17 protein-coding genes, 1 tRNA gene and 1 pseudogene are annotated in these 26,795 nt (G+C 69.0%); 14 read left to right on the top strand and 5 right to left on the bottom strand.

Features of this window, described 5'->3' with window-relative positions; all coding sequences use genetic code 11:
* Nucleotides 1-85 precede the first annotated feature (85 nt).
* From ACIOC1_RS00930 to ACIOC1_RS00865, 14 genes and pseudogenes are all read left to right on the top strand, one after another.
* Nucleotides 86-1,015, top strand: coding sequence for an ABC transporter ATP-binding protein (locus tag ACIOC1_RS00930; protein ID WP_401850906.1), 930 nt, complete (start codon nt 86-88; stop codon nt 1,013-1,015).
* Complete coding sequence (locus tag ACIOC1_RS00925) at nt 1,015-1,833, top strand: ABC transporter permease (RefSeq protein ID WP_401850904.1); 819 nt, start codon at nt 1,015-1,017, stop codon at nt 1,831-1,833. The genes ACIOC1_RS00930 and ACIOC1_RS00925 overlap by 1 nt, the downstream gene beginning before the upstream one ends.
* 356 nt (nt 1,834-2,189) lie before the next feature.
* Nucleotides 2,190-3,452: a histidine kinase gene (locus ACIOC1_RS00920; RefSeq protein ID WP_391042552.1), complete on the top strand. Its 1,263-nt coding sequence runs from the start codon at nt 2,190-2,192 to the stop codon at nt 3,450-3,452.
* Nucleotides 3,449-4,120, top strand: coding sequence for a response regulator transcription factor (locus tag ACIOC1_RS00915; RefSeq protein WP_355335994.1), 672 nt, complete (start codon nt 3,449-3,451; stop codon nt 4,118-4,120). Before ACIOC1_RS00920 ends, ACIOC1_RS00915 begins: the two co-directional genes overlap by 4 nt.
* Before the next feature lie 290 nt (nt 4,121-4,410).
* A complete protein-coding gene (locus ACIOC1_RS00910) occupies nt 4,411-4,860 on the top strand; it encodes a DUF2199 domain-containing protein (RefSeq protein WP_401850899.1) in 450 nt (149 codons plus the stop codon).
* A 152-nt stretch (nt 4,861-5,012) separates the two neighbouring features.
* On the top strand, nt 5,013-6,851 hold the full coding sequence (locus ACIOC1_RS00905) for a hypothetical protein (protein ID WP_401850896.1): 1,839 nt from the start codon (nt 5,013-5,015) through the stop codon (nt 6,849-6,851).
* A gap of 345 nt (nt 6,852-7,196) precedes the next feature.
* Nucleotides 7,197-7,364: a hypothetical protein gene (locus ACIOC1_RS00900; RefSeq protein ID WP_401850894.1), complete on the top strand. Its 168-nt coding sequence runs from the start codon at nt 7,197-7,199 to the stop codon at nt 7,362-7,364.
* A gap of 287 nt (nt 7,365-7,651) precedes the next feature.
* Entirely contained in the window at nt 7,652-7,957 is a 306-nt protein-coding gene (locus ACIOC1_RS00895) for a DUF6368 family protein (protein WP_401850891.1), read from the top strand.
* Between the two features lie 277 nt (nt 7,958-8,234).
* Nucleotides 8,235-8,747 carry a protein phosphatase gene (locus ACIOC1_RS00890; protein ID WP_355336006.1) on the top strand — a complete coding sequence of 171 codons (513 nt, stop codon included), beginning with the start codon at nt 8,235-8,237 and terminating at the stop codon, nt 8,745-8,747.
* 387 nt (nt 8,748-9,134) lie between these two features.
* Nucleotides 9,135-14,039 (top strand): DUF3320 domain-containing protein, encoded by a 4,905-nt coding sequence (locus ACIOC1_RS00885; RefSeq protein ID WP_401850888.1) that lies wholly within the window; start codon nt 9,135-9,137, stop codon nt 14,037-14,039.
* 90 nt (nt 14,040-14,129) lie between these two features.
* Nucleotides 14,130-16,727, top strand: coding sequence for a DUF262 domain-containing protein (locus ACIOC1_RS00880; RefSeq protein ID WP_401850886.1), 2,598 nt, complete (start codon nt 14,130-14,132; stop codon nt 16,725-16,727).
* 793 nt (nt 16,728-17,520) lie between these two features.
* Nucleotides 17,521-18,015, top strand: a complete 495-nt coding sequence (locus tag ACIOC1_RS00875; protein WP_401850883.1) for a hypothetical protein — start codon at nt 17,521-17,523, stop codon at nt 18,013-18,015.
* 264 nt (nt 18,016-18,279) lie between these two features.
* Nucleotides 18,280-19,341: pseudogene (locus ACIOC1_RS00870) on the top strand (3'-5' exonuclease); the annotation flags it as partial.
* Between the two features lie 148 nt (nt 19,342-19,489).
* The gene (locus ACIOC1_RS00865) at nt 19,490-22,558 is read left to right on the top strand and encodes an AAA domain-containing protein (protein WP_401850880.1); all 3,069 of its coding nucleotides are present in this window, start codon (nt 19,490-19,492) and stop codon (nt 22,556-22,558) included.
* 583 nt (nt 22,559-23,141) lie between these two features.
* Here ACIOC1_RS00865 and ACIOC1_RS00860 read toward each other — a convergent pair.
* From ACIOC1_RS00860 to ACIOC1_RS00840, 5 genes are all read right to left on the bottom strand, one after another.
* Nucleotides 23,142-23,531: a hypothetical protein gene (locus ACIOC1_RS00860; protein ID WP_401850878.1), complete on the bottom strand. Its 390-nt coding sequence runs from the start codon at nt 23,529-23,531 to the stop codon at nt 23,142-23,144.
* A 402-nt stretch (nt 23,532-23,933) separates the two neighbouring features.
* A complete protein-coding gene (locus ACIOC1_RS00855) occupies nt 23,934-24,620 on the bottom strand; it encodes a DUF488 family protein (protein WP_401850875.1) in 687 nt (228 codons plus the stop codon).
* Nucleotides 24,621-24,988: 368 nt separating this feature from the next.
* Nucleotides 24,989-25,062: transfer RNA gene (locus ACIOC1_RS00850), tRNA-Pro, on the bottom strand.
* Nucleotides 25,063-25,079: 17 nt separating this feature from the next.
* On the bottom strand, nt 25,080-25,742 hold the full coding sequence (locus ACIOC1_RS00845) for a Pr6Pr family membrane protein (protein WP_401850873.1): 663 nt from the start codon (nt 25,740-25,742) through the stop codon (nt 25,080-25,082).
* A gap of 35 nt (nt 25,743-25,777) precedes the next feature.
* Nucleotides 25,778-26,707, bottom strand: a complete 930-nt coding sequence (locus ACIOC1_RS00840) for a metallophosphoesterase (protein WP_355336098.1) — start codon at nt 26,705-26,707, stop codon at nt 25,778-25,780.
* Nucleotides 26,708-26,795 lie beyond the last annotated feature (88 nt).

The raw sequence follows: 26,795 nt of genomic DNA, 5'->3' as shown, positions 1-26,795 counted from the left end.
CGACTGCTGCGAACGCGGTGAGCGCGTGAGTTCCGTACGCGAGGCGTGCGCGCGGGACGTGAGAGGACCAGGGGACCAGAGGCCGATGATCGAAGTGCGTGAACTGACGAAGCGGTACGGGGACAAGACGGTGGTCGACCGGCTGTCGTTCTCCGTGAAGCCCGGTGAGGTGACGGGCTTCCTCGGGCCGAACGGTGCGGGGAAGTCGACGACGATGCGCATGATCGTCGGCCTGGACGCCCCGACCCGGGGCTCGGCGACCGTCGGGGGCCGCTCGTACGCCCGGCACCGGGCGCCGTTGCGCCAGATCGGTGTCCTGCTCGACGCCAAGGGGGTCCACCCGGGGCGCAGCGCGTTCGGGCACCTCAAGGCGCTCGCGCTCACGCACGGCATTCCGCGCGGCCGGGTGGACGAGGTCATCGAACTGGCGGGACTCGGCAGCGTGGCGGGCAAGCGGGTGGGCGCGTTCTCGCTCGGCATGGGCCAGCGGCTCGGCATCGCCGCCGCCCTGCTCGGCGACCCCGAGGCCGTCATGCTCGACGAGCCGGTCAACGGCCTCGACCCCGAGGGCGTGCTGTGGGTGCGCAATCTGCTGACCGGGCTGGCCGCCGAGGGCCGGGCCGTGATGCTCTCCTCGCACCTGATGAGCGAGATGGAGCTGATCGCCGATCACCTCGTGGTCATCGGGCGCGGACGGCTCCTCGCCGACACCTCGCTCAAGGACTTCACGCACCAGGCCGGCGGCGGCGGGGTGCGGGTCGTCAGCGGCGAGGCCGCCCGGCTGCGGGACGCGCTGGCCGCGCCGGGCGTCACCATCACGTCCTCCTCCGACGAGGAGTTGCTCGTCCACGGCTGGGCGGCCCGCGACATCGGTACGGTCGCCGCGCACTGCGGGATCGCGCTGTACGAACTGGCCCCGCAGACCGTCTCGTTGGAGACGGCCTTCATGCGCCTCACCCATGACTCCGTGGAGTACCACAGCGACCCCGCGGGCACCGAGCGGAAGGCCGCCTGATGACCACCGACACGATCGCCGTCGCCGTACGCGCCGACCGGGACGGGCAGGGGGTGACCGGCCGCCGCGTCCTGCGCTCGGAGCTGAGCAAGTTCCTTTCGCTGCGCTCCAGTTGGATCACCCTGGGGGCCTCGGTCGCCGTACTCGTCGCCTTCGGCGTGATCGCCGCCGCCGTCTACCGTCCCCCCGGCGCCGACGCGACCGGGACGCCCGACGACCCGGTCGGCCTCGCGCTGACGGGCGCGGGCGTCACCGGCCTGATCGTCGGCGTGCTCGGGGTGATGATGTCCGCGGGCGAGTACAGCACCGGCATGGTCCGTTCGACCTACGTGGCGGTGCCGCGCCGGTGGCCGGTCCTGGCGTCGAAGAGCGCCGTGATCGGCTCGCTGGTCCTGGTCCTCACCGCGGTCGCCGCCGTGGTCACCTTCGGCCTGGGCGCGGCGAGCCTGCGCGGCGACGACATCGCGCTGTCCCTGGGCGACGAGGGCGTGCTGCGCGGCCTGGTCGGCGCCGGTGTCTACCTCGCGCTGTTCGCCGTGTTCGGCGTGGCCCTGGGGACGCTGATCCGCTCCGCCTCCGGGAGCATCGCCGCTCTGGTCGGCCTGCTGATGCTGCTGCCCGGCCTGACCGCGCTGCTGCCCGACTCGCTCCAGGACGCGGTCGAGCGGTACGCCCCCGGCAACGCGGGCTCGGCGATCTACGCCCTGCACAAGGCGTCGGACTCCCTGTCGCCCGGCGCGGGACTCGCCGTCTTCGCCGCCTGGGTGGCCGTGGCCCTGGGCGCCGCAGCCATCCGGCTGAAGCGGTCCGACGTCTGATCGTCGCGGCGGCCGACCGTTCGTCGGAAGGGTCACCAGCGGTGACAATGAGGCTTATGCACCGGGACCGGGACTTCAGGGCCACGATCGCGGCCCGGGGCCGGGATGTCAGGGACGGGCTTTCGGCTCGTGGCCGGGATGTCAGGGCGTGGTTCCTGGCCGGGAGGCGGGATCTCAGAGTCGGGTTTCTGGCCAGGAGGCGGAACCCCCGCGTCGAGGTCTCCGCCCGGGACCGGGGCCCCGGTGCCGGATTCTTCGACCGCGACCCCCGAACCGCCTTCGCCGCCCCGGACCGGGGGACGCCGGTGCCGTCCCTCGGTCCCGAGGCCGCCCTGGGGCACCCGGTCCTGAACCTCATGCTGCAAGCCAGCGGCCTCCTGCGGGAGTACGACCGGCGGCACCCCTGGCTGCTGGACACCGCGGTCGTCCTGCTCTTCGCGGGCGTCTGCCTGCCCAACCTGCTCTCCGGCGGCGCGCCCGCGGCCGTCGCGGCGGCCGACGCGCACGGGGCGCCGTCGACCGCCACCCTCTACGTGCTGTTCGCCGCGCTCGTCCTGCCGCTGTGGTGGCGCCGCCGCGCCCCGGCCACCGTGCTGGTCGTGACGATCGCCGCCTTCCTCGTCCAGTCCGCGATGGACGCCGGGCTCGTCGCCTCGTTCAGCCCGCTCATCGCCCTGCACAATGTCGCCCGGCACAGCTCCCCGCGCGTGCTGGGCTGGGCCACCGCCGTGGCCGCCGCCGCGAACGTGGTCGACGTCTTCGCCCTGGAGCCCGCGGGCAGCGAGTTCCTCGTCCTCTTCTTCCTCCTCGGACTGGTGACCGCCGCCGTCGCCACCGGTCTGACCCTGCGGACCCGCAGGTTGTACCTGACCGCGCTGGAGGACCGCGCCCGGCGCCTGGAGGTCGAACGGGACCAGCGCGCGAGGCTCACCGCCGCCGCCGAACGCACCCGTATCGCCCGCGAGATGCACGACATCGTCGGCCACAACCTCTCCGTCATGGTCACCCTCGCCGACGGCGCCTCGACGCTCGCCGCCCGCAACAACGAGAGCTCGACCCCGGTCCTGCGCATGGTCGGCGACACCGGGCGGCAGGCGCTGGGCGAACTGCGCCGCGTGCTCGGCGTCCTGCGCGGGGACGACGACGCCGCGGACCGGCGGCTCAGACCGCAACCGGGCATCGGCGACCTCGACATGCTCCTCGCACGGGTCCGCGCGGCGGGCCTCGCGGTCACGTACCGCACCACGGGCGAACTCGCCAAACTGGGCGAGGGCCTGCAACTCACCGTCTACCGCATCGTCCAGGAAGCCCTGACCAACACCCTCAAGCACGCCGGTACGGCCACCGCCTCGCAGGTCACCGTGACCGCCGACGCGGGGACGGTACGCATCCGCGTCACCGACACCGGCCCCCCGTCGCACGCCGCCGGCCCCGCGGCGCCCGCCACCGGGGACGACGAGCACGGCCACGGCCTCGTCGGCATCCGCCAGCGCGTCGCCCTGTACGGCGGTACGGTCACCATCGGCCCCACCACCGACCAGCCCGGATGGACCGTCGACGTCCAGCTCGACGCGACCGTCGACCCCACCGACCACAAGGCGGAAAGCCACCTGCCATGACCACCTCCGTGCTGATCGTCGACGACCAGCCCATGCAGCGCTTCGGCCTGCGCATGCTCCTCGAGGGCAGCCCCGGCGTGACCCCCGTCGGCGAGGCCACCCACGGCGCCGAGGCCGTCCGCATGGCCGCCGAACTGCGCCCCGACGTCGTCCTCATGGACATCCGCATGCCCGGCATGGACGGGCTGGAGGCCACCCGCCAGATCATCGCGGCCGGCGGCCGTACCCGCGTCCTCATCGTGACCACCTTCGACCTCGACGAGTACGCCTACGAGGGCCTGCGCGCCGGGGCCAGCGGCTTCCTCCTCAAGGACGCGGGCCCCGAGGAACTCGTCTCGGGCATCCAGGCCGTGGCCACCGGTGACGCCGTCGTCGCCCCCAGCCTCACCCGCCGCCTCCTCGACGCCCACGCCCACCATGTCCTCACCCCGCCCGACTCCCCGGCCGCCCAGGACCCCCGACTCCGCGAACTCAGCGCCCGCGAACGCGAAGTCCTCGTCGCCATCGGCAACGGCTGGACCAACTCCGAGATCGCCCGCCACCTCGTCCTCTCCGAGTCCACCGTCAAAAAACACGTCGGCCGCGTCCTCGCCAAGATCGGTGCCCGCGACCGCATCCAAGCCGTCATCCTCGCCTACGACGCCGGCCTGGTCCGCTCCAAACGCTGACCGCCGGAACGTACGGATTCCGCCGCCCCTCCCGCCACGTCCCACGTCCCACGTCCCACGCTCGGCTCGGCCCGCGCCCAGCTCCGAGGTCTCGCGGGACGGCGGCTTCCGGCACGGAACCGATCCACCCGTACGCGCCCGGCGATGCGTACGGGCAACGGGAATCCCCGGGGCGCGGGCCCGAAACCTCGGGGTGCGGCCTCGCGCTTCGTGACCACTAGGATCCCGCCATGTCTGACGATCTCGGCTTCACGTGTTCGTGCTGCGGAAACCATCACGCGGAGCTCCCCATGAGCTACTCGACCCCCGCCCCGGACGTCTGGGACCCCGCCTTCGAGGCCGATACGAACAGCATGCTGTCGTCGGACCAGTGCGTCATCAGGGGCCAGCACTTCTTCATCAAGGGCCTGATCGAGATACCCGTGATCGGCGGCGAGGACGTCTTCTCATGGGGCGTCTGGGTCTCCCTGAGCAAGGAGAGTTTCACCCGCGCCGTCGACCTGTGGGACACCGAGGGCCGCGAGACCGAGAAGCCGTACTTCGGCTGGCTCAGCACCGAGCTGTCCCTCTATCCCGAGAGCACCACCGACCTCAAGACCAACGCCCACACCCGGCCGCTCGGCACCCGCCCCTTCATCAAGCTCGAACCCACCGACCACCCCCTCGCCGTCGAACAGCGCACCGGAATCACGCCCGCCCGCGTCCGCGAGATCGCCACGGCGGTACTCCACCCGGCCTGACCACACCCGAGGCAAACCGGCAATGGCCCGGCGCCCGCGTTCCCGATCGCGTCAAGTACCCCACCACCGCCGGGCATCGGCTCGACGGATCGGTGTCCCGCCGGCAGCCCGGCAGTGCGGGGGAAGGCGCGGGTGGTTCGTATCTGCGGACGATGACCTCGCTGAAGTTCTTCAAGACCGAGCGCGAGTGCACGGAGCCGTCCTACGGGTGGTGGCTGGCGGAGAAGAACCCGGTGAAGGCGGGGTTCGGGGACATCGACGGCGACCGGTACGCGGACGTGCTGTCCCGCGACCTGGCCGGTCGGCTGTGGTTCGTTCCCGGCAGCAGCGGTCGCGGACGGCTGATCGGCCCCGGCTGGAATTCCATGACGGCGATGACCCGGCACGGCGACTTCACCGGTGACGGCATCGAGGACCGGCGCCGATTGGTACGGCCTCAACGGCACCTTCTGACCCGGCACGCGCCAACTCCCGGCTTGCGCAGCGCAGTTGATCACCAGGTGGGAGGTGTCACTGTCGGCGTCGGCCGGGGCGCGGAGCCGCAGATCAGTCAGGTTGTCGGGGTCCGGGCCCGCCGCGCGGACCTCGGCGATCGAGACCGTGGACTGCTACGATCCTGGCGAATTCGAACGTGGGGGGCCGCCGGAGGATTCACGTTCCCGGCGGATCGGTACCGTTCGAACCGTCCCTCCTCACGCCTCACGCCCCGCGCCACCCCGCCGTTGCCGGTTCCGGCGGATGTCATCAGCGCCGGTACGACCGGCTTCCTCTCGATCGGCCTGGACTCCGACCTGCTGTGGACCCGGTACGCGGGCGGCGCCACCACGCCGCTCGGCAGGGACATCGGCCGGTCCACCGCGACCTTGATGCACGGGTCGGTGTCCGACGTCGTCGCCCTGGAGCGCGGCACCGAGTACGACACGGACCACCGGGTGGAACTGCACGACATGGGGACCGGTGACATCTCGGTCGTTCCGTTGGGGAGGAACCGTTCCCTGAAGGGGGTCGTCGGATCGACGGTGGTGGCGTGCCGGGTGCCGTATCCCACGGATGACACGTGCACCGAGGCGCACTTGATGAGTGTCGCTGACGGAGTCACGACCGACCGGGTGGTCACGGGCCTGCCCAGCGGTGCGTTCGGACTGCGGGCGGCGGCCGCCACGACCGGCGCGCTCGCGCTGTCCTACAAGACCTCCGCGGCGGGCGGGACCACGGCCGACGGTCTCGCGGTGGTCGACCTCGCGTCCGGTACCGCGACCACGTCGCACCTCGCCTCGGCCGGATTCACGACCGCCATTTCCCCGGCGTACGTGTCCAGCGTGAGCACCGGGAACGCTCCGGTGCTGAGCGTGGAGAACCGGGCCACGGGCACGGTGACGCGGCTGTCCGCGCTGGGTCCCGGCTACCCCCTGACCGGCCTGGCAGGGAACTGGGCGGTGTTCGGTCCGAACACACAGCTCGGGGCGGGCTCGGCCGACTGGGACTTCTCCTTGCGGGCCGTCCCGGTGGGCGGCGGCGCCGTGCGCAAGGTCCTGGACCACGCCACCACCGTCGTCCCGGCGCCGGACGGCGCGGTGCTCGTGACGGGCGGCACCGTCGCCAAGGGCGAGGGCGTGTACCGGGTTTCCGTCGGCCCCGACGGCGCGCCGGTCGCCGACATGGTCGCCAGCAAGGGGGCTCCGACCAAGCTCGCTCTCCTCGGCTCCAGCGTCCCCGCGGTGGCGACTCTCGACCCGGCGCCGTGGAAGGCGCGGTGGCAACTGTCCCGCAGTAACGCCGAAGTGACCCTCACCCTGCGCCACACCGCGACGGGAGCCGTGGGCCGGTGGCATCTGGACCGGACCGACAACACCACCGATTGGGTGCGGATGGACTGGGCCGGGCGGATCTTCATGGACTGGACGGGGGGATCGACAGCGGCTCCGCCCCCAATGGCGCCTACACCTGGCAGATCACGGCGAAGCCGTACGACAACCTCGGGCCGACGCTGAACGTGAGCGGCGGCTTCACCGTCGCGCGCCCGCCCGCTCCGCACGACTACACCGACAACGGCTCCCCGGACATCCTGGCCCGCGACAGCTCCGGCGTCCTGTGGCGCGAGGACACCGTGTACTACCCCGAGAGCCACCAACTGACCGCCTCCGACCGGGTCAAGGTCGGTCCGGGCTGGAACATCTACAGCCGGATCGTCGCGGTCGGCAACGTCGCCGGCTCCTCAGCCGGTGACCTGATCGCCCGGGACAACGCCGGTCTGCTGTGGCTGTACACGGGCAGGGGCAACGGCACCTTCGCCCCCCGGCATCAAGATCGGTCCGGGCTGGAACGTCTACACGCAGATGTTCGGCATCGGCGACAGCAACATCGACGGCAAGCCCGACCTCATCACCCGGGACAGTACCGGCACGACATGGCGCTACCTCGGCACCGGAAACGCCGCCGCCCCCTTCGCCAAACGAGAGCTCACCGGAGTCCTCCCCGCCCACCAGTACAACACCGCCCTCTGACCGCCAGTTCCCCGCCGCGTAGCAGCTCGCGCGCTATCCGCGTGATCCATGGGGGACGATGACCCGGCTGGATGCGCTCCGAGCCACGGCCGGACCGGTATTGGCGACCGAGCCGGCGGAGTCCGTCCCCGCACTGGTCCGCTCCGCGGCACCGAACACGCCGACGAGGCGGACCAGGAACCCCTGACGGGCCCCCACCCCGCCCCCCGCCGACCACGTCATCACGGCCTCCCTGACAGCCGCTGTCACGGACATGGCCGGCGGCGTCGCCAACGCCGAACTCGATTGTGGCTGTCCCTCCGGGCAGCCTCGCTGTGATGACCGAACCGTGGACCGCCGCATACTGCTCAGCGAAGTTCCTCAGGGCATGGGCCCAACAGCCGGGCTTCCGCCTCCTGAAGCAGCCGGACTCAGTCCCCCCGCTGATCGCAGCCCCATCCTTCGAACCTGCCATCAGCACGTACCGCATCTGTGCCGCCCCCGCCTCCAACCTCGACCACCCGGGAGGCTCCCACAACGCCGTGGGGGCGGCCTTCCCCATCGGAAGACCGCCCCTCAACTGCAGTTTCACCAGTCGGAGCGGCAGGATTTGAACCCACGACCACTTCGTCCCGAACGCCGTCGAACCACGGTTACTCGCTGGGCGTTTTGCGTTGCCGCAGGTCAGGGGCGTCGGGCTGAGTGGGCCTGGGGTGGTGTCGAGGGGACTCGGGGAGCGGTTCGGCTCCCATATGGCTCCCAGGAATTCCCGGTTTGACGTGCCCCTTTGTCGTCTCTCGGCCCGCGGCGGAGGAGGTGACACCAGCAAGCCACGGCGGCGGGAACGTCCGTACAGCGGACGCTCGTTCTCCTGGTCGGAGGGGAGCGCCGGTGAAGACACGACAGAAGGATCGAGAGGTCCCTGGGCCCGATGAGCCGTGGAGTGAGATACGCCCCGGCCTGTGGATGGGCGGGCACTACTGGATCGACATGGCGGGCGAGTTGCAGACGGCTGTCGTGGGCGGTGAGTTCGACCTCGTGGTGAGCCTCTTCACCCTCCCCGGGCACGGCCCGTCCGCCGCCGTCGAGCATGTGGTCTTAGAGCTCCCCGACGGCCCGCTGGTGCCGGACCAGATCGCTGCGGTCCAGCAACTAGCTATCCGTGTCTCCGCTGCCGCTCGGGCGGGGCGTTCCGTCCTCGTACGCTGCCACTCCGGCTACAACCGCTCGGGCCTGGTCGTCGGCCAGGTGCTGATTGAGCTGGGGAGCGACCCGGGCGCGGCCGTGGATCTGATCCGCCGGAAGCGGTCGCCCTGGGCGCTGAACAACGAGGTGTTCGAGCAGTACCTCACGGCGGGGCTCGACGCCGCCTATCTCCTGACCGGGCTGGAGGCGCTCCCGTGACAGGCGCCACCATCGCCTTCCATAGGTCATCGGCGGCGTTTTCAGCCCGTCGCCGCGAGGCCCGCCGCGGCGGACCGGTGACCGGCACATTTGCCTTGGATCGGGCAATCGGGCAGTGGCATAGAGACGTCGGCGCTGAACGAGCCTGCCTGAAGACAGGCAGCGCCAGCCGGCAACCGGCGACTGCGGCCCTGAGCGACCGCCTGGCTTTCGCATCGTGAGCCCACGGCCGCTCGATGTGACAACGGTGCTCCACATCTGCACTACCTCGTACAACGAAGCCCAGTTTTGCCGACATTGCACTGCGCGGAGTGATAAGTACGGGTATTGGGGCCTTCGGGGGAGCGCCCTTGTTGTGTGCTGACCACACCCGGAGGTGCCCTTCTCATGTCTGACCGTTATCCGACCGGCCTTGGCCACATAGCAGGGCCAGGGGTCGGCACCCAGGTGCACCCGAAATTGCAGAAGGTCTTGAGTGAGTGGCGCGACTCGCTGCTCGACCTGGGTGGTCGCAACCGACTGCTCAACTTTCGGCACACCAGGACAGCGACGTTAGAGGTCACGGCCCCGGAAGTCGCGACGGTACTAGAACGGCTGGGCAAGGGATGGCAGTTCGCGTCGATCCCGCAGCCGGGTACCGATACGGGTGTGGACTTGCGGAAGGCGTCGGCGCCGACCGCTCCCGATCGTGGGGCGGGTGCACAAGGGCTGTGCACGCATAAGACCAAGCAGACCTCGCTGGACGCTGCTCTTCGTCTGCTGCGGAACCGGGCAGCGGGGACATTCAACGATTACGGTCTCTGGGTGCTGTGGCTGGGCGTGGGAATGCTCAACTGGCGCGAGCCCGGGGCTCGGGAGGCCAGCGCCGCACCCCTTCTCCTGGTACCCGTGGACTTGCGCCCCAACGGCGACGGCCGCCTTCGACTGCACGCTGCCGACGGTCAAGAGCGCATGCTCAACGCAGCATTGGCGGTGAAGACAGAGCGATTGGGGATCGACTGGTCCCGTGTGGCCGAGGCGGACCCGGCGGACACGTCCGCCGTTCTGTCTGCGGCTCGGCAGGTGGCTGCCGGACAGGAGGGCTGGTCGGTCGAAGAACGTCTGGTGCTCGGCTTGTTCGCCTCCTACAAGGAGGCCATGTACCAGGACCTGCTCCAGAATGAGGGCCTGATAGCGGCCCATCCGCTGGTGCGGGCCGTGGCGCTCGGCCCTGATGCGGGGCTGCGCGACGACGCCATTGATTTCGACCCGCCGGACCTGGACCGGATCGACGAGATCCAACTCCCTGAACACACGCCGTTGGTGCTCGACGCCGATGCCTCGCAGCGTCAGAGTGTGGCTGCTGCGCTCGACGGCCGCTCCTTCGTCGTCAGCGGGCCGCCCGGTACGGGCAAGAGCCAGACCATCACGAACATGATCGCCGCGTTGATGCACGCGGGGCGAACTGTCCTGTTCGTGAGCGAGAAGGCCGCCGCGCTCGATGTCGTACGCAACCGGCTCAGTTCCGTAGGTCTGGGCGATTTCGTTCTCGCGCTGCACAGCGGCGACACGTCCAAGAAGGCCGTCGCCACGGAATTGCACCGTGTGCTCTCCACCGAGGTCCGCACAACGGGAGCGGCACACCACGAGCTGGACCGGGCGCGCCGGCTGCGCGAGGAGCTGACGGGCTATGCCGCGGCCATGAACCAGCCGCGCGATCCCTTGGGGCGAAGGCTGCACGATGTGCTGGGCCGTCTCGTCCTGCTCGACCGCGCAGGGACACCGCAACTGACCGCACGCCTTCCACGGAACGGCCCGGCAAAAGACCTCACCGAGGCCGTCCTCTCCGACCTGATAGCCGCGGCGGGCGTTGTCGGACGCGCTTGGCGACCGGTCGCCGAAGGGGAGGCGTTCGCATGGCGAGGTCTGGAGGGGGACACGCCGCTGGCCGTTGTGGAAGAGGGGGCCGAGGCGCTTCGAGGACTGCGGACTGTTATCGAGCGACGGCCGTTCACCGATACCACCGAGCCCCGCACGCTCCGCGAGTTGCGGACCCTCGTCACCTCCGTGCGGGATGGACTGCCGGGCGGCACCGAGCTCGAGACCCAGGCCGACGACCCGCACGGGGACCGACTACCCGAGGACGTGACCGCAGCTCTCGCCCAGCTTGCCGACATGCACGGAGTCCGCAAACCCATGGCCGCCCAACAGGCCCATGAGCTCCTTGCGCTCACCGACCTGGCCGAGGTAGAGAACCGGCCGGTCCGGCAGTGGCTCGATCCGAAGGGCCTGAGTGCGGCGCATGCGGCGACGGGGGAGATGCGACGGTTGCTGGATGAGGAGACGCGGGCGCGTACCGCTGCCGAGGACACCTTTGGGGAGCAGGCCGTCGACGCGGCGGAATTGGGCGACCTCGTCCGTCGTTTCGCCGATCAGCACCGGGGGATCACGGCACGGTTCTCCGGCCAGTACAAGGCCGACCGTCAGGCGGTAGTGCTCCTGACCCGCGAAGGGACGTGGCACAAGAGTCTGCCCACCCGTTTGGAGGATGCACTCACCTGGCAGAGGGCTGCAGCCGAGGTGGGGCGCGCGGCCATGGAACATGCCCCCCTGCTGGGGCGCTACACGCCTCGCACGTCGCAAGATCTCGATGTCCTCGATGAGGCACTGGCCGTCGCGGATCGTATTGACGCGCTCTCCACCCAGGTAGAACGGCGAGACGTACTCGGATCCCGCCTGGCGGATGGTGCAGAAGGCGACCAGCTGGCCGCCCTGCTGGCAGCGAACGTCCGTACATCGCTGTCTGCTTGGTGCCGAGCCGCGGAGGAGCGGGCGGCGCGCTGGTCTTCCGCGGCCGATGGGGTCCTCAGCCTTTTCGGCACCGCCCGGCGCGGGCAGCTCTCGACGACGGTCCTGGGGACGTTGGACCAAGCGCAGCAGACTGTCGACAGGCTGCTGTCCGATCCGCACGGGCCAGAGGAATGGCGGACTTACCAGGGCGGGAGGTCCGTCTTCGTACGTCACGGAGTCGCGGAGCTGTTGCTGCTAGCGGCTGAGCGCAACGTCTCGCCGGCACTTCTGCCGGACGCGGTCGAGTACGCCGTCCTAAGGGCCTGGGCCGACCGCCAGCTGGCCTCTGACGCAAGGCTGCGGGTCACCCGCTCCGCGGAACTGGACATTCGGGTGGGCGACTTTCAAGCGGCTGATCGCCGGCTGGTCGCCGCTGCATCCGGGGCCGTGATCGAGGCGTGCAACAAGCGTCGGCCGCGTAGCTTCGGAGTGGGGGCGGCTGCCGTGATCAAGCGGCAGGCGGAGTTGAAGCGACGGCACATGCCCGTACGCGAACTCCTCTCCCGCACCAAGGACGTGGTGCACCTCATCAAGCCGTGCTTCATGATGAGCCCGCTCACCGTGAGCCAGTTCCTCCCGTCTGACTTCACCTTTGACGTGGTGATCTTCGACGAGGCATCCCAGGTACGGCCGGCCGACGCGGTGAACTGTGTCTATCGAGGGCGTTCCCTGGTCGTCGCCGGCGATGACAAGCAACTGCCTCCCACCTCGTTCTTCGACTCCTCCGTGGAAGACGACAGCGAGGAGTTCAATGAGGACGCACCCGATTCGTTCGAGTCGCTCCTCCAGGCGTGTAAGGCCGGCGCATTGCGCGAACTCCCGCTGCGCTGGCACTACCGCAGCCGCCACGAGAACCTGATCGCCTTCAGCAACCGCTCGTTCTACGGAAACTCAATGGTGACCTTCCCCGGCGCCACCGAACAGGGCAACGACGTGGGAGTCGCGTTCATCAACGCCGCGGGTACATACGACCGCGGCGGTCGCCGGGACAACCGCACCGAGGCCGCAGCGGTAGCGGAGCGGGTCATCCACCACTTCGACACGCGCCCCGGCCGCACACTGGGAGTTGTGGCCCTCTCGCAGGCCCAGGCGTCAGCCATCGACCAGGAGCTCCAGCAGGCCCGGTTGGTCCGCCCGGACCTCGACCCGTACTTCACGGAAGACCGTCTGGACGGCTTCTTCATCAAGAACCTGGAGTCCGTGCAGGGCGACGAGCGGGACGTCATGATCATGTCGGTCGGATACGGCCCGGACGAGAACGGCAAGCTCGGCCTCAACTTCGGCCCCATTAACAAGGAGGCCGGATGGCGGCGCCTCAACGTCGCGGTTACCCGGGCGCGCCATCGCATGGAGGTCGTCGCGTCCTTCGCGGGAGGAGCACTTGGCGAGAGCCCGAATCCCAGCGTCCAGCACCTCAAGCGGTACCTGGAGTATGCGGAGAAGGGCCCCGCATCCCTGGCCCTCGACCTCGTCCAGCCGGATGCCGAGCCGGAGAGTCCGTTCGAGGTCTCCGTTCTCCAGGTGCTCCGCACATGGGGATACGATGTGCGGCCGCAGGTCGGGGTCGCCGGCTACCGGATCGACCTGGGTCTGCGACACCCGCTGATCCCCGGCGCGTACGCCCTCGGAATCGAATGCGACGGGGCGATGTACCACTCCTCCAGGGCGGCCCGCGACCGCGACCGGTTGCGCGAGGAGGTCCTGGCCGGACTGGGATGGACGCTCCACCGCATCTGGGGAACCGATTGGTACCGGGACCGCACCGCGGCCGAGCAGCGCCTGCGGAAGGCCGTCGAGTCGGCGGTGGCCGCCGAGCCTCGTCAAGCTCTTGCGGAGCCGCCACCTGTCCCGCCTCAGGTGACAGCCGAGCCGACTCCCGCGGAACAACGGGTACCCGTTGACACCGCCCCGGACCGGCCCTGGAGTGCACCGTACGAGGTGTGCGCGCTGGAGGTGACGCCGAGGTACGAGCTCCACACCGCCGAGGCCCGTCCCGTTCTGCGCAGGCTGCTGACTCGCGTGATCGAGACCGAAGGCCCGATCCACGAGGACCTGCTCGTTCAACGTGCCCGCGAGATATGGGGTGTAGGCCGTGCCGGTGTCCGGATTCGCGAGAACATCCACCAGGTCGTCCGGGCTCTGGCTGCAGCCGGGCTTGTCGTGGCAGACGGCGAATTCCTTGACGCCGTTGCCCGTTCGGAGCTTCGGGCACGGCATCCGGCAGCGGACGTGCTGCGCAAATGTGCGCACATTCCGGCCGTTGAGAGACAGCTCGCCTTGCGGGAACTCACCGCGGAGAGCCCGGGTATGTCGCGCGATGAACTCGTCCGCCAGACCTGCGACTACTTCGGTTGGAAGCGCCGGGGTCCGGACATTCGCTCCGCCCTGGACACAGACATCGCCGCGCTGCTCGCCGAAGGTGCCCTCACGGAAACGGCCAGCGGCATGACGAGCAGCGGATGAGGGCTTGACGATCCTCCGGTTGTATTCCCGGCGGTTCAGCGACGCAGAACGAATGCGGCAGTTCAAGACCCACCTCGGGGAGAGGCGTACGTGCACGCTCAGGAGACCACGTTCAAAGATCTCGTCCAAGGCGAGAAGCAGTACCAGATTCCCCTCTACCAGCGCACGTACAGTTGGGAGCGAGATCAGCTCAAGCAACTCTGGAACGACGTGCAGGAGCTGGTCGAGGACCGGTTGGAAGGCCGTGACCCGGCGGCTCACTTCCTCGGTTCCGTCGTCCTGGCACCCGGCCGGATCACCGCGGGTGGAATGCAGCGCTGGCTCGTCGTCGACGGGCAGCAGCGGCTCACCACCCTCATGCTCGCCTTCACCGCACTGCGTGATCGCCACCGCGCACGTGGCACGGAAGGCTCGGAAGTGAAGGCCGACCGCATCCATGACCTGATGCTGGTCAACAAATACCGGGGCGGTGACGACCACTATCGGCTTTTGCCCACGCAGGCCGACCGTGACGCCTTCACCGCCTGCGTCGAGACTTCTCCCAGAGCGGGTGGCCCCGGCAACGTCGGCGCCGCGTACCGGTTCTTCCTGGCGGCGCTGACCGTGGGCGAGGAAACTGGCGGAGAGGCGTGGACGGACGCCGTGGAAGCCGTCCTGAGCAGCCTGGTCTCGATCGTCGAGATCACCGCGGCAGAGAGCGACAACGTCTACCGCATCTTCGAGTCCATCAACAACACCGGGGTCGGACTCAGCCAGAGCGACCTGCTGCGCAACTACCTCTTCATGTGCCTGCCGACCCGTGGTGAGTCGGTGTACCGCAACCGCTGGCTGCCCATGCAGGAACTCCTGGGCCCCGCCAATCTCGAACTCCTTGTGTGGCTCGACCTGGTGGTGGGGGGCAACAGCCGGGCCAAGCAGAGCGAGATCTACCGCGACCAGAAGAGCCGCCTGGAATCCATCAGCAACGATGAGGCGGCGCTTGAGGAAGAGATCGCAGCCCTAGGGAGGCGCGCGGAACGCCTCGTGCGCATCCTGCAGCCCGCACGGGAACCCGACCCGGACCTGCGTGAAATCCTGGAAAGGCTGTCCCGGTGGGGTGGCCAGACGCACTATCCCCTGGCACTCCAGCTGCTCGACCGCGTGGATACCGGGCGGGCAACGGCTCGCCAGGCCGCCCAGGCGCTGGCGTACGCCGAGAGCTACATGGTGCGACGTCTGCTCACCGGATACTCCACGATGGGCAGCAACCGGGTGTTCATGGAGATGCCCAAGGAGCTGGAGAAGGACGACGATCCCGCAGAGGCGGTGCGTCGCTTCCTGTCGCGGAACACCACGGGCGCACGCGTCTGGCCCGACGACGAGGCTCTCCGCGAGGCGATCCGTACGAGGCCCTTCTACAAGGCGGGTCGCAGCAACCAGCGCTTCCAGGTCTTGCGAAGGCTTGAGGAGAGCTACGGAGGCAGCGAACCGGTCGACTACGCCAAGGCGCATCTCACCGTCGAACACGTCCTTCCGCAGCGCCCTGCTCATCAGTGGCTCGACCTCCTCGCCGAAGAGACGGGGGACGGGCAGACCCCGGACGAGCTGCATGCGCTGCTGGTCCACACGTTGGGCAACCTGACGCTGTCGGCGGACAATGCGAAATTGTCCAACCATCCTTTCCGCCGGAAGCAGGAGATCCTGGATTCCAGTGCTCTGCGGATGAACCAGACGATTGCAGAGCAGGAACGGTGGGGGCGGGCGGAGATCCTGGAGCGCGCCGACGACCTCGCCGGGCGGGCCGTGCGGCTGTGGCCCGGACCTGTCGCGGGAACGGTCTCCGCCGACGACGAGTGGACCGGCTGGAAGGAGTTGCGCGCCGCGCTCCTCGCCATGCCGACCGGAACGTGGACGACGTACGGCGACGTCGCCGGCCTGATCGGCACACACGCCGTCCCGGTCGGCCAGCATCTGGCGACCAAGGCCGGAATCCTCGGCGCCCACCGGGTCCTGACGGCTGACGGCCGCGTCTCGGCCGGCTTCCGATGGCCGGACGGTAAGGGGTCCGGAGACGCGCGCGACCTCCTGGAAGCCGAAGGCGTCCCCTTAGACGAAGCCGGCCGAGCCCGACGCTCCCACAGGCTGACGACAGGAGATCTGGCAGCCCTGACGGGCCGCGATGTCGACGAGGAGCCCGCACCCGCCGCCGCAGGGGACAACGCCGATCAGCAGTCGACTGCGGCCGTACGCTTCGAGACGCAGCTGCGGGACAACCAGACCGCAGAGACGGTGGACGGCGTCCTGAGCGCACTGCGCTTCTGGGAACAGCAAGGCGGTTACCTCACCTACGGCCGGGCGCACGAGACGAGCTGCTTCCCCACGGCACACCTCGAGGGAACGCCTGGCATTCGCATGACGTGGCCCCTGGGGCTCTACCCGGTGTCCGGGACGGTCGAGGTCGTCTTCCAGTACCTCAAGCGCCGCCCCCCGTTCGACGACGAACCGTTGCGGCGCGAGCTGCTCGATCGGCTCAACGGTATCGACGGGATTGCTCTGGCGGCAGCCAAGCTGGACCTGCGGCCGTCGTTCCCGGTGGAGGTCTTCGCGGAGCACAGCGACGAGCTCTGCGCAGTGCTGGAATGGTTCGCGCATATCGTTGCGGCCGCCGGGAAGCGCCAGTTGGGAGAGCAGAACTTCACCGCGCCCTGACGTCCGGGGGTTGGGAAGAGCCGGCGACGAAGTGCCGCCCACCGTCTTCGAGGAGTGCTCGGTCCGGTCGTCCGGGCTGCGGCCAGTCACAATGCCCGTCGGTGCCGCCGTGAGCTGCCGAATCCGTCATTTCCGACTCCGCTGTCGGACCCTTCCCCTTCCGTTGTAGTGAGCGGGGGTCACGGTGCCGGGCGGAGGGGGAGGAGGCGTGGGCAGGGTTCCACCGGAGATGTTCCGCTTCGCTACGGGGGAGTGTGCTGATCTCTATGGCGCGATCGTGAGCGCCTTCGGCGCTGCTAATGAGCGCTTGGAGACCGCCCTCGTATTGGACGACATTCGGGAACGGCTGCGCACGGCGGGCTGGTTGGATGCCATCTCCGGCAAAGATCTCCACGGAGCGCTGAAAGCCCAAAGGTCTCGTCCGACAGGCGGAGTTGCTGACGGAGTGGGCTGCCGGGTGTGTCGAACTGCGCTTCGAGGACATCGAGGAGTTGGTTTCCCGGACGGCGGTCGAGGCCGACGTGGTGGCGACCGTGGATTCCTCGGCCCGTCTCGCGGACCGGGACATCACCGAGGCCCGGACCCGGGCGGAAGCGGTTCGCGGAACCGCTTTGACCGAGCGCGCCGAGCTCGCGAGTGCCATCGACACGCTGCATGGGGAAACCGACCTGCCTCCGGTGGCTCCGCCGACCCGGACCGCAGACCGTTCGACGATGAGTGGAGCGCCGTTGGGCCGCTGGTGGCTTTTCACGACGCCGTTCCCGGCACTGTCCAATCCGGCGTGGAGGCGGCGTTGGAGGTATCCGGCCTGCTGGACGCCTGGGTGAGCCCCTACGGCGGCGTCGCGCTGCCCGGTCACGACACCCAGGCGGACGTCGCTTGGGCGGTGCCGGCTCCAGGACCGTCGCTGCTGGACGTGCTGCGTCCCGAACCCGATGCCGCCGTACCTGCTGACATCGTGTCCCGACTCCTGACCGGTAGCGCCTTCGGCCTGCTCCTTCCCACCGAGTACCTGGCCGCGATCGGCGCCGACGGAGGCTCCGCCACCGGTACATGGAGTAAGTCGGAGCCGGTCCACATCGGCTCTGTCGCCCGCGAAAGGGTCAGGCACCGCCGTATCGCCGAACTCACCGAGCGACTCTCGGAAGTGAACGACACCATCGCGGTGCTCGACGGGCAGGTGCGGGACCTGCGTGAACGGCGCTCCCGGCTGGAAGCGGACCTCGCTGCCCGACGCAAAACGCCGGAACTGGGACCGGGCCGAGGAAGGCGGCGGTGTCCGGGATGACGCCGTACGGGGTGCGGTAGGCGTTCTGGCCGACCATGAGGCCGAGGTCGCGAACTCCCTGCGCACCCTCAGCCGGCTCGCCGCTGAGCACCTACTCCCCACCGGCCGCGATCACCTGAGGAAACTGTCATCCGCCGTCGAGATCTTCCGCGATAGAGCCGATGCGTGGATAGACGCCCACCTGCATTGGTCGACGGCCGTCGAGCGGACCGCGTCGGAGAACAGCTGGGCCGCCCACTCCTTCGACACCGCCCAGGAGATGCCGGGCAACGCGCACCAGCGGCGAGCGATGTGGGCGCGAGCCGGCGTGGCCGCGGCCGCAGCATCAGCCGGGCCGAACGTGCCGAGATCTGGCAGATGGCGGAGCGGTTCACGCAACGGCTCGAACTCCAGGGACGGGAAACCCACCGGCAGGTCGCCGAGCGCGCGGCCCAGCTGGAGACGGTCCGCAAAGCCAGGATCGACTCGCGGCAGGAGAAGCGGGACGCGAGCGGGGGACCGGGCAACATCCACGTGGAGTCCGGATCCGGTGCCTGGCTGCAATATCGGTATCGCCACATCGTTGTCGACGAGGCCCAGGACCTGAGCGCGGCGCACTGGAAGATGCTTCGGGCTATGGCCCCCACCGGGCCCGACGACATCTTCCTCGTCGGGGACACCCACCAGCGCATCTACGACAATCAGGTCACACTGGGCAGTCTCGGCATCAACATCCGCGGTAGGTCGAGCCGGCTGACCCTGAGCTATCGCACCACGAGGGAGATCCTGAGGTTCGCGAAGGGAATCCTGGACGGCGTCGAACAGGAATACGACGACCTGGACGGCGCTCGCGACACCCTCGACGGATACCGCTCGATCCTGCACGGGCCGACACCCATGCTGCGCGGTGCCTCCGACCGGTCCGGTGAACTCGAATTGGTGGCCGACCTATTGAAGGAATGGCACGACGTCCCCCGGGAGTCGGTGGCGATCTGCGTCCCGACCAATGACATGGTCGCGGAAGTCGGGCAGCGGCTCGCGCGGCAGGGCATCGTCTCCGCGGAGATCACGCGCGACGGCCCTCGGAGCGACGAGGGAGTGCACATCGGCACGATGTACCGGTTCAAGGGGCTCGAATACCGGTGCATGATCCTCGTCGGAGTTTCGGAAGGCCTTGTCCCGCGCTCATCGGTGGACTCCTGGGCGCGCGCCGACGCGGTGCGCCATCGCAGAGAACTCCAGCGGGCACGGTCGCTGCTGTTCGTCGCGGCGACGCGTGCCCGCGACGCCCTGACGATCACCTGGAGCGGTGAGCCGAGCAGATTCATCCGGCCGCTCATTCGGTGACCGGAGCCCGGTGGCTGATGACCCAACGATTCGCCGGTGACCGACTGGCGACGTAACGTAATGCGGGTCTGGCCGGTTGCGGGTCCTCGGCCTCGGTAGTCACGTAAAGTCGTGCGACTTGTCGCGAACGTCTTGGGGGAGCACACGAATGGTGCGGGCCGTGCAGCCGTTTCCGATACCGCAACTTCTCGCGGCGGTACGGTCGGAGATCGCTGCCGAATGGCGGGGCGACGGCAAGGACGCAGAGAAGGTCTCCCTCGGCTCGGGGCGGCTGGTCTCCACCGAGGGAGGACGCGCCGAACACGTCTTCACGTGCCTAAAGTGGATTCCGGCGCTGAACGGCGCCAAGGTCCTGATCCGCCCCTCGCAGGCCCGCGGAACCTGGACACCGGCCGAGGCGTCCCGTATGCCTGACGGCAAGGTGCGGGTCGTGGTCTCCGGACCCGAATGGGGGCGGTCGGTGGCCAACGCCCAGCTGCGCAGGGACGATGCGGAGAGCTGGGCCGTCATGGCCCGGAGCCTCGAAACAGCGGGTACGGCGGACGGCGTCGTGCGGCTGGAGAGCGCGGGCTGGATACTCGGCCAGGGTAATCCGCGCGTCGCGCGGGATCCCGATCCCGCCCGGTGGGTCGCCGGTTGGCCGGGCCTCAACCTCAACGCACGCCAGCGCCAGGCCGTGGAACAGGCCCTCGCGAGCGAGGTGCTGTTTCTTTGGGGACCGCCGGGCACCGGCAAGACCGATGTGGTCGGCCACATCATCGAAGGCAGCGTCCGGCAGGGCCTCAATGTCCTGTTCCTCGCCCCGACGAAGGTGGCCGTCGACCAGGCGCTGGAACGTATCTGCGACCTTATGCGCGCCGAACCGGGCTTCGCCGACGGCCTGGTACAGCGCGCAGGTGACATCGAACTCCTCTCCCTGAACGAGCGCTACGGCGACCAGGTCGACACCGCCCAGATCACCGCCCGCATGTCGACGCAGCTGGATGCCGCACTGGCCCAGGCCGTACAGGCGCTGTCCGAAACGCGCTCCGTCATTGCCCTGCACGACGAGGCCGCGACGGTCGAGGGGGAGCTCGCCCGAGCCCGTGCCGCCCGGACTGCTGACGCGCAGGCTGCGCAGGTCGCGGAGGCGGATCAGCTGAGGGCCGAGGCCCATGCCGCACAACTCCGCCTGAAAATCCATCGGACGGGCCTGCCGAAGGGCGTGTTCGCCAAGCGCAAGGAGCTCCAGCTGGCGCAGCTCCAGGGGGAGGCCGCCCAGGCTGATGCCGTCGCAGCCGGGGCTCGGGCGTTCGCGGCCGACAGCTTGTTCCGTGCCCGCAGGACCGCCGTCACCATCGAGGACTTGCAGGGGCGAGCAGCCGCTGCCCGCGCCCGGCTCGCGGGGACGTCGCCCCGGCCTGCCCTTGCCCGGCAGGCCGAGCGGCTCCAGGAGCAGATCGACGGACTCGACAAGCAGGGCAGAAAGATCCAGGACACCGTGCGGGCGAAGTGCCGTGTCATGGGAGCGACCGTCGCCAAGGCCATTCAGTCGCGCAAACTCCTCGACCGGGTCGATGTCGTCGTCATGGATGAGGCCGGCATGGTGAATCTGCCCTCCGCCTGGCTGGCCGCCGGGCTCGCGGGCAAGCGTCTGGTCGTCGCGGGGGACTTCCGTCAACTGCCTGCGGTGACCAAGGGCGACAGTGATCCCAAGGCGACCGAGGCGGAGCGAGGACACTCACGGCAGTGGACTGCCCGGGATCCCTTCCGGGCGGCCGGTCTGGTGGACCCCCGCGGCCGAGTGCGTGTGGACCCCCGTCTCGTCGCACTCGACACCCAATACCGCATGCGGGCGCCGATCTGCGACCTCGTCAACACAGTCGCGTATCCGGACGCCCGGCTCGCCACCGGCCGTGACGACCGGAGCAGGATTCCGTTCAACGGCCTGATCGACGCGCCCGTGATCCTCGTGGACACTTCCGAACAGCGCATCATCGGCTCGGATCACAGGACCAACACCGTCAACGAGGCGGTCGTCCACGAGATCGTGCGAGGACTCCAGCACGAGGGCGTGCTCCCGGGCCGCAAATGGGACCAGGACGAGATCGGGCGAGGTGAGGGCCCCGCCGACCGCCTCGGAGTGATCGCCCCCTACCGGGACCAGGTCCGTGCGCTCCAGGGAAGTCTGAAGTACCGCTTCGGCCAGGGATACGAGGGCCTGGTCGATACCGTGCACCGTTTCCAGGGCAGCCAGCGCCCGGTCGTCATCCTGGACACCGTGGCGGGAGCCGGGAAAGGGCCCGGCTACTTCTATGAGGGCGCCGGCCTGGACTCGCAGACCTGCCGCCTGCTCAACGTGGCGCTGAGCCGCGCCCAGGACCACCTTGTCGTCGTCTCCGATGTCGACCACCTGAGGCGGCATCTGGCCCCCCACAGCGAGGTCGTGCGGATGCTCGACCACCTCGGGGCCCACGCGCAGCTGATATCCGCCGACCAGCTCATCCCCACGCGCGGCGCCGACCAGCTCGGCGGCTTGTCCGAGGAGGAACTCGCCCGCCCCGCGTTCTTCCCCGCGGACGAGGTGTACCGGGCCGTCGAGTGGGACGTCGCCCACGCGACCACCTCCGTCGAGATCTACTGCGCCTTCCTTGATCCGAGACCTGTGGCCAAGTGGTCGGCACATTTCGCCGCACGCACAGCCGCGGGGGTACGCGTCGTCGTCCATACCCGGCCGGCTGAGGAACAGCGCGAAAGCGCCGCTGTGATCCGTCACCAGCAGCGGATCGACGAACTGCGTTCGGCCGGCTGCGAGGTGGATTTCCGCGAGCGCATGCACGAGAAGGTCCTCATCCTCGACGACACGGTCCTCTGGCACGGCTCACTCAATCTTCTGGCGAACACCGGCCCGACGGACCTGATGATGAGGCTCACCGACCCGACGTCCTGCGCACGTGTCGGCCGCGTCGTCGACCGCGCCCGCAAGGACCGGGCCGCCTGGAACCCCCGCGCCGCGTCCTTCGTGTCCTCTACATCAGCCGCCTCGTCCGCCTCGGCGGGTGCCGAAAGCATCCGCCCCGGCGCCGTCGTCGCGGGCCGCCTCTACCTGAACGTACCGTTCGCGGAGAAGGACGATGCGAAACGAGCCGTTGGCGCCCGGTGGGACAGCAAGAGCCGTCTGTGGCACGTGGATGCCGAACGCGTCACCCGCGAGCAGGCCGCCCGCTGGTTGCCGTGAACGGGGCCGCGTTCTCCAGGTCGAAGACACATCCTTCTACTCTGGCGAACCTGCTCCCTGGCCGTCGTCTTCGTCGGTCACGTCCGCGGGGCTACCGTTTCTTGGGCTTGGGGCTCGCACATGCCGACGACGGTGTTCGCTGATCTGCCAGGTGCTCTGTGAGCTGGGCATGGACGTCGCTGAGCATGAGTTGGCGCACTCTCTTCCGCGGCGGTGGGCCAATTCGCAGGACGTGGCCGCTCGCGCGTCGACACGTGCCGAGCTGTCTGGCAGTCAGGCTGACCTTCTGGGTGGCAGGTGAGTAACTATCAGATCTGTTGGGTCCAAAGTGTCTGATGCAGACGACCGGGTGCCTTTCGGCGTCCGGTCGCTGCTGTTTCGCTCCTGTGGTTACAGGCTCCGGCTAGCGAACGCTGGAACACCACCCCGGCCTCCGTCCCGGCCGTACTGAGTGAACTTGCCGCACTGGTGAGCGTCCTTCGGCGTTGTCGGCGCAAGTAGCACAGTGTCGGCCCGTCGTCGGCCTCCCCGGCGGCGGGCCGGCTCGCTCGCCCTCGAACAGTTCATCTGCCGTGCGTTCGGCTCACAAGCTGAAGAGGCCGTCCTGGACGTATTCCACGACGCGCCGCTGCGGGTAGAACAGGCCCAGGAGCATGAACGTCTTGGGGTGGGCCGCGATGTTCCCGACGAAGAAGTGGACGGCCCGGTCAGAGGTGAAGATCTCGTCGAACCAGCGTTGCCGTAGCTTGTTCAGAACTTCCTGCTCGCCGTACTTGCACAGGAACCTGCGGTACGACGCTCCGGCTTCCCAGTCCTGAAGCCCCATGTGGTGGCCCGGACAGTCGTCGTCCACGCACCGGAAGCGATAGCGGAACTCGATCGGTACCCATTCGAGCCGACTCATGTCGTTGTCGAACAGATCGAGCTGGTCGGCCAGTGCGGCCTTGGATGCCGTCCAGGGCTGGGCATCCACCAGGCGGAAGTCCGTGACCTCGGCGGGCCGGAAGATGCCGAGCGACGTGCCGCGTCCTGGTCGAGGTTCGGCCGTAGGCTCTCCGGGCGTCTGTCCCGACTGTGCGGCTCGACATCGACTTCGATGATCGAATACTTGGCGAACTGAACGCCTTCTTCGAGAAGCCGGAACGGCACCGGGAACAGGCGAACGTGCTGAGGCACTCTCTGGTCCAGCCTTATGCCGGCGACACAGCTGGTCTCGCGGTATTTGTTCGACAGCTCGGGATACGTCTTGACCGTGATCATGATCCGCGCGCGTTCCGGCGTCCCCGCCATTTCGCCCCCTCCCCTGATCCCCTCGATCAGATGAGAAAGGAGCTATGCGCATTATGCAAGAGTGCTTACGAGGCTTGGGGCGAAGTCAGGCCAGCGGGTGTACGGCTACGGAAGCCTGTTTTCGGACCGTTTCCAAGACCACCTGGCGGTGGCAGCGATTCTCGTCCGCCTCGAAACACAACACCGCGACGCGTGAGTGCTTGGCGTGGGCGGCGAGGCGGTCGAGGTCCGAGCGAGCCTCGTCGGAACGCAGGACGCTGCGGAACTGAGCCTTGCCCTCGGCGAGGCGGCCGTCCCAGAAGGGCGCCCTGTTGGCCTTCGGATTGCCCAGGGTGCGCAGGTGGGCGTACTCAATGCCCGCTCCGCTCAGTGCGGCTCCGAGTCGTGTCTTGCTGAAGCCCGGCTTACGACTGATGGGCGTGAGTCGAACGTCGGCCACGATGTCGATTCGGCTGTCCACGAGTGAGGCGACGAACGAGTCGATGTCCCGCCCCTCGTAGCCGGCGGACCACAGGCCCGGGCTGGCTTTGGCATCCCGGAACAGATCGTCCAGCGAGACCCCGAGAACACTCGCGATCTTGCCGACGGTGAAGAAGCCCGGCTGGCTAGCCCCTTGATTCTCCAGCCGTGCGAGTGTGGAGGGTTGGATTCCGGCTCCTTCCGCAAGCTGTTCACGTGTCCAGCCTCGTTCAGCCCGCAGTTCACGGACTCGCTTCGCGAGAGCGCATGCGAGAACGCGGTTGTCGGGCTGCCGCAAGAGGTGACCGGCCATGAATCGTGATCCTAACGAGCGCTGAGAAGGGATGACCAGATGCGGTGGTGCCTTTGAGCGGAGAGACCCGAAGCCGCGCACTATTCGGCTGGCTTTCTGTCTCGATCGAGCGGCGGCGGTCAGGATCGAGCCGGACTCGCATGCGATGTACTCAGGCGCCCCGCGAGTGGCTGATCCATGGCACCGGACGCCGGGGACGTGGCTTCGTCCATGGGCCCGTCGCTCCGGCCGCGACCGCGTGCCCCCGCCGCAGCTCGGCGGAGGGTAGGGCGGCCCCGACCACGATCTTCTCCCAAGGCCCCCCCGCAAACGCCGTGAGGGGCGGTCTTCCTGATCGGAAGACCGCCCCTCACGTGCAGTGTCACCAGTCGGGGTGGCGGGATTTGAACCCACGGCCTCTTCGTCCCGAACGAAGCGCGCTACCAAGCTGCGCCACACCCCGGTGCAACGGGGTTTACTTTAGCGGACGGGGGGCTGAGGGCGAAATCCGGTTTCCTCGGGGGCGGGGCGGTGGTGGTCGAGGAGGATCAGGAGGAGGGAGAGGGCGGCGAAGGCGAGGGCGAGGAGGAGGGCGGTGAGGAGGGTGGCGGGGTAGCCGCGGGTGTCGACGTCGAGGAAGGGATAGGGGTAGCCGGAGAAGGGGCCGCGAATGAGGGCGAAGGCGAAGTAGGCGAGGGGGAGCAGGAGCCATTGGCCGGCGTAGCGCCAGGGGAAGCGGCCGGGGGCGGTGAGCAGGAGCCAGTCGAGGACGACCGTGAGGGGGGTCACGGTGTGGAGGAGCTGGTTGGAGAAGGCCAGGGCGCCGGTGCGGGCACCCAGGGCCTCGGACTCGGAGAAGTCGCTCGCGTCATTGGCGAGGACGAGGTGGTAGACGAGGCCGGTGATCACGATGCAGAGCAGGACGGCGCCGTGGATCAGCGGGGGGATCGGGGGACGCCGGGTCCAGGTGCGGTACGCGGACCAGGCGAAGGTCAGCGCGATCGCCGCGTTGGTGAGGACCGTGAAGTACGTGAAGACCCGCAGCGGCGGGAAGTGCGCGCACTCGATGGTGATTCCCGTCACCGCCGCTGCCGCGATCAGCAGCCGGAAGGCCGCCACGTACGAACGGGGGATTGCAGGCATGCCTCACCGTACGAGACGGCGGACGGCGGGACGGGTCAGCGGCTGGTGAGCGTCAGGAGTGTCGCCTCGGGCGGGCAGGCGATGCGGACCGGGGTGAAGCGGTTGGCACCGCAGCCCGCGGAGACGTGCAGGTAGGACGTGGAGCCGGTGGCCGTATGGGTGGACAGGCCCTTGACGCGGTCGGTGTCGAGGTCGCAGTTGGTGACCAGCGCGCCGTAGAAGGGGACGCAGATCTGGCCGCCGTGGGTGTGCCCGGCGAGGATCAGCGGGTAGCGGTCGGAGGTGAAGGCGTCCAGGACGCGCAGGTAGGGCGCGTGGACGACCGCCAGGTTGAAGTCGGTGTCCGGGTCGGGGCCGCCCGCGACCGCGGCGTAGCGGTCGCGCTTGATGTGCGGGTCGTCCAGGCCGGTGAGGCCGAGCACGGGGCCGTGGTCGAGCTTGAGCTGCCCGCGGGAGTTGCTGAGGCCGACCCAGCCCGCCGCGTCGAACGCGTCGCGCAGCTCGCCCCAGGGGTTGCGCAGGACGCCGTGCGCGGCGCGGTCCTTGCCGTTCAGCCCGTGCTGGCCGCGCGCCTTCTCCACCAAGTACCGGGCGGGATTACGGAACTTGGGGCCGTAGTAGTCGTTCGACCCGAAGACGTACGTGCCGGGGAATTGCATCAACGGGCCCAGCGCGTCCAGGACTTCGGGTACGGCGGTGGGGTCCGACAGATTGTCGCCGGTGTTGACGACCAGGTCGGGGCGCAGGCCCGCCAGCGACTGGAGCCAGCGGCGCTTCTTGTTCTGGCCCGACACCATGTGGATGTCGGAGACCTGGAGGATACGGATCGGGCGCATGCCCTCGGGCAGCACCGGGATGTCGACGCGGCGCAGGCGGAAGGACCGCGCCTCGAAACCGGCCGCGTACGCCAGGCCGGCCGCGCCGGCCGCCGTCACACCGAGGGGAATTCCGTATCGCGCGCGCATACGTCCATCGTGTCAGAGTCCGGGCCGTACGCGCGCCAAGGCCCCTCGACCGGCGCCGGGCGCACCCTTCAGACAGGCGCTCCCTTCA

The sequence above is a fragment of the Streptomyces sp. NPDC088197 genome, assembly GCF_044741185.1.
In the GTDB taxonomy this organism is placed as follows: Bacteria; Actinomycetota; Actinomycetes; order Streptomycetales; family Streptomycetaceae; genus Actinacidiphila.
Note: the sequence above shows the minus strand (reverse complement) of the source record. Positions and strands in the feature narration are given on the sequence as shown.

Excerpts from the sequence above, each read along its gene's own strand:
- ACIOC1_RS00930 (WP_401850906.1), top strand. The coding sequence starts at position 86 with ATGATCGAAGTGCGTGAACTGACGAAGCGGTACGGGGACAAGACGGTG.
- ACIOC1_RS00925 (WP_401850904.1), top strand. The coding sequence starts at position 1,015 with ATGACCACCGACACGATCGCCGTCGCCGTACGCGCCGACCGGGACGGG.
- ACIOC1_RS00920 (WP_391042552.1), top strand. The coding sequence starts at position 2,190 with ATGCTGCAAGCCAGCGGCCTCCTGCGGGAGTACGACCGGCGGCACCCC.
- ACIOC1_RS00915 (WP_355335994.1), top strand. The coding sequence starts at position 3,449 with ATGACCACCTCCGTGCTGATCGTCGACGACCAGCCCATGCAGCGCTTC.
- ACIOC1_RS00910 (WP_401850899.1), top strand. The coding sequence starts at position 4,411 with ATGAGCTACTCGACCCCCGCCCCGGACGTCTGGGACCCCGCCTTCGAG.
- ACIOC1_RS00905 (WP_401850896.1), top strand. The coding sequence starts at position 5,013 with ATGACCTCGCTGAAGTTCTTCAAGACCGAGCGCGAGTGCACGGAGCCG.
- ACIOC1_RS00900 (WP_401850894.1), top strand. The coding sequence starts at position 7,197 with ATGTTCGGCATCGGCGACAGCAACATCGACGGCAAGCCCGACCTCATC.
- ACIOC1_RS00885 (WP_401850888.1), top strand. The coding sequence starts at position 9,135 with ATGTCTGACCGTTATCCGACCGGCCTTGGCCACATAGCAGGGCCAGGG.
- ACIOC1_RS00865 (WP_401850880.1), top strand. The coding sequence starts at position 19,490 with ATGGTGCGGGCCGTGCAGCCGTTTCCGATACCGCAACTTCTCGCGGCG.
- ACIOC1_RS00855 (WP_401850875.1), bottom strand. The coding sequence starts at position 24,620 with ATGGCCGGTCACCTCTTGCGGCAGCCCGACAACCGCGTTCTCGCATGC.
- ACIOC1_RS00845 (WP_401850873.1), bottom strand. The coding sequence starts at position 25,742 with ATGCCTGCAATCCCCCGTTCGTACGTGGCGGCCTTCCGGCTGCTGATC.
- ACIOC1_RS00840 (WP_355336098.1), bottom strand. The coding sequence starts at position 26,707 with ATGCGCGCGCGATACGGAATTCCCCTCGGTGTGACGGCGGCCGGCGCG.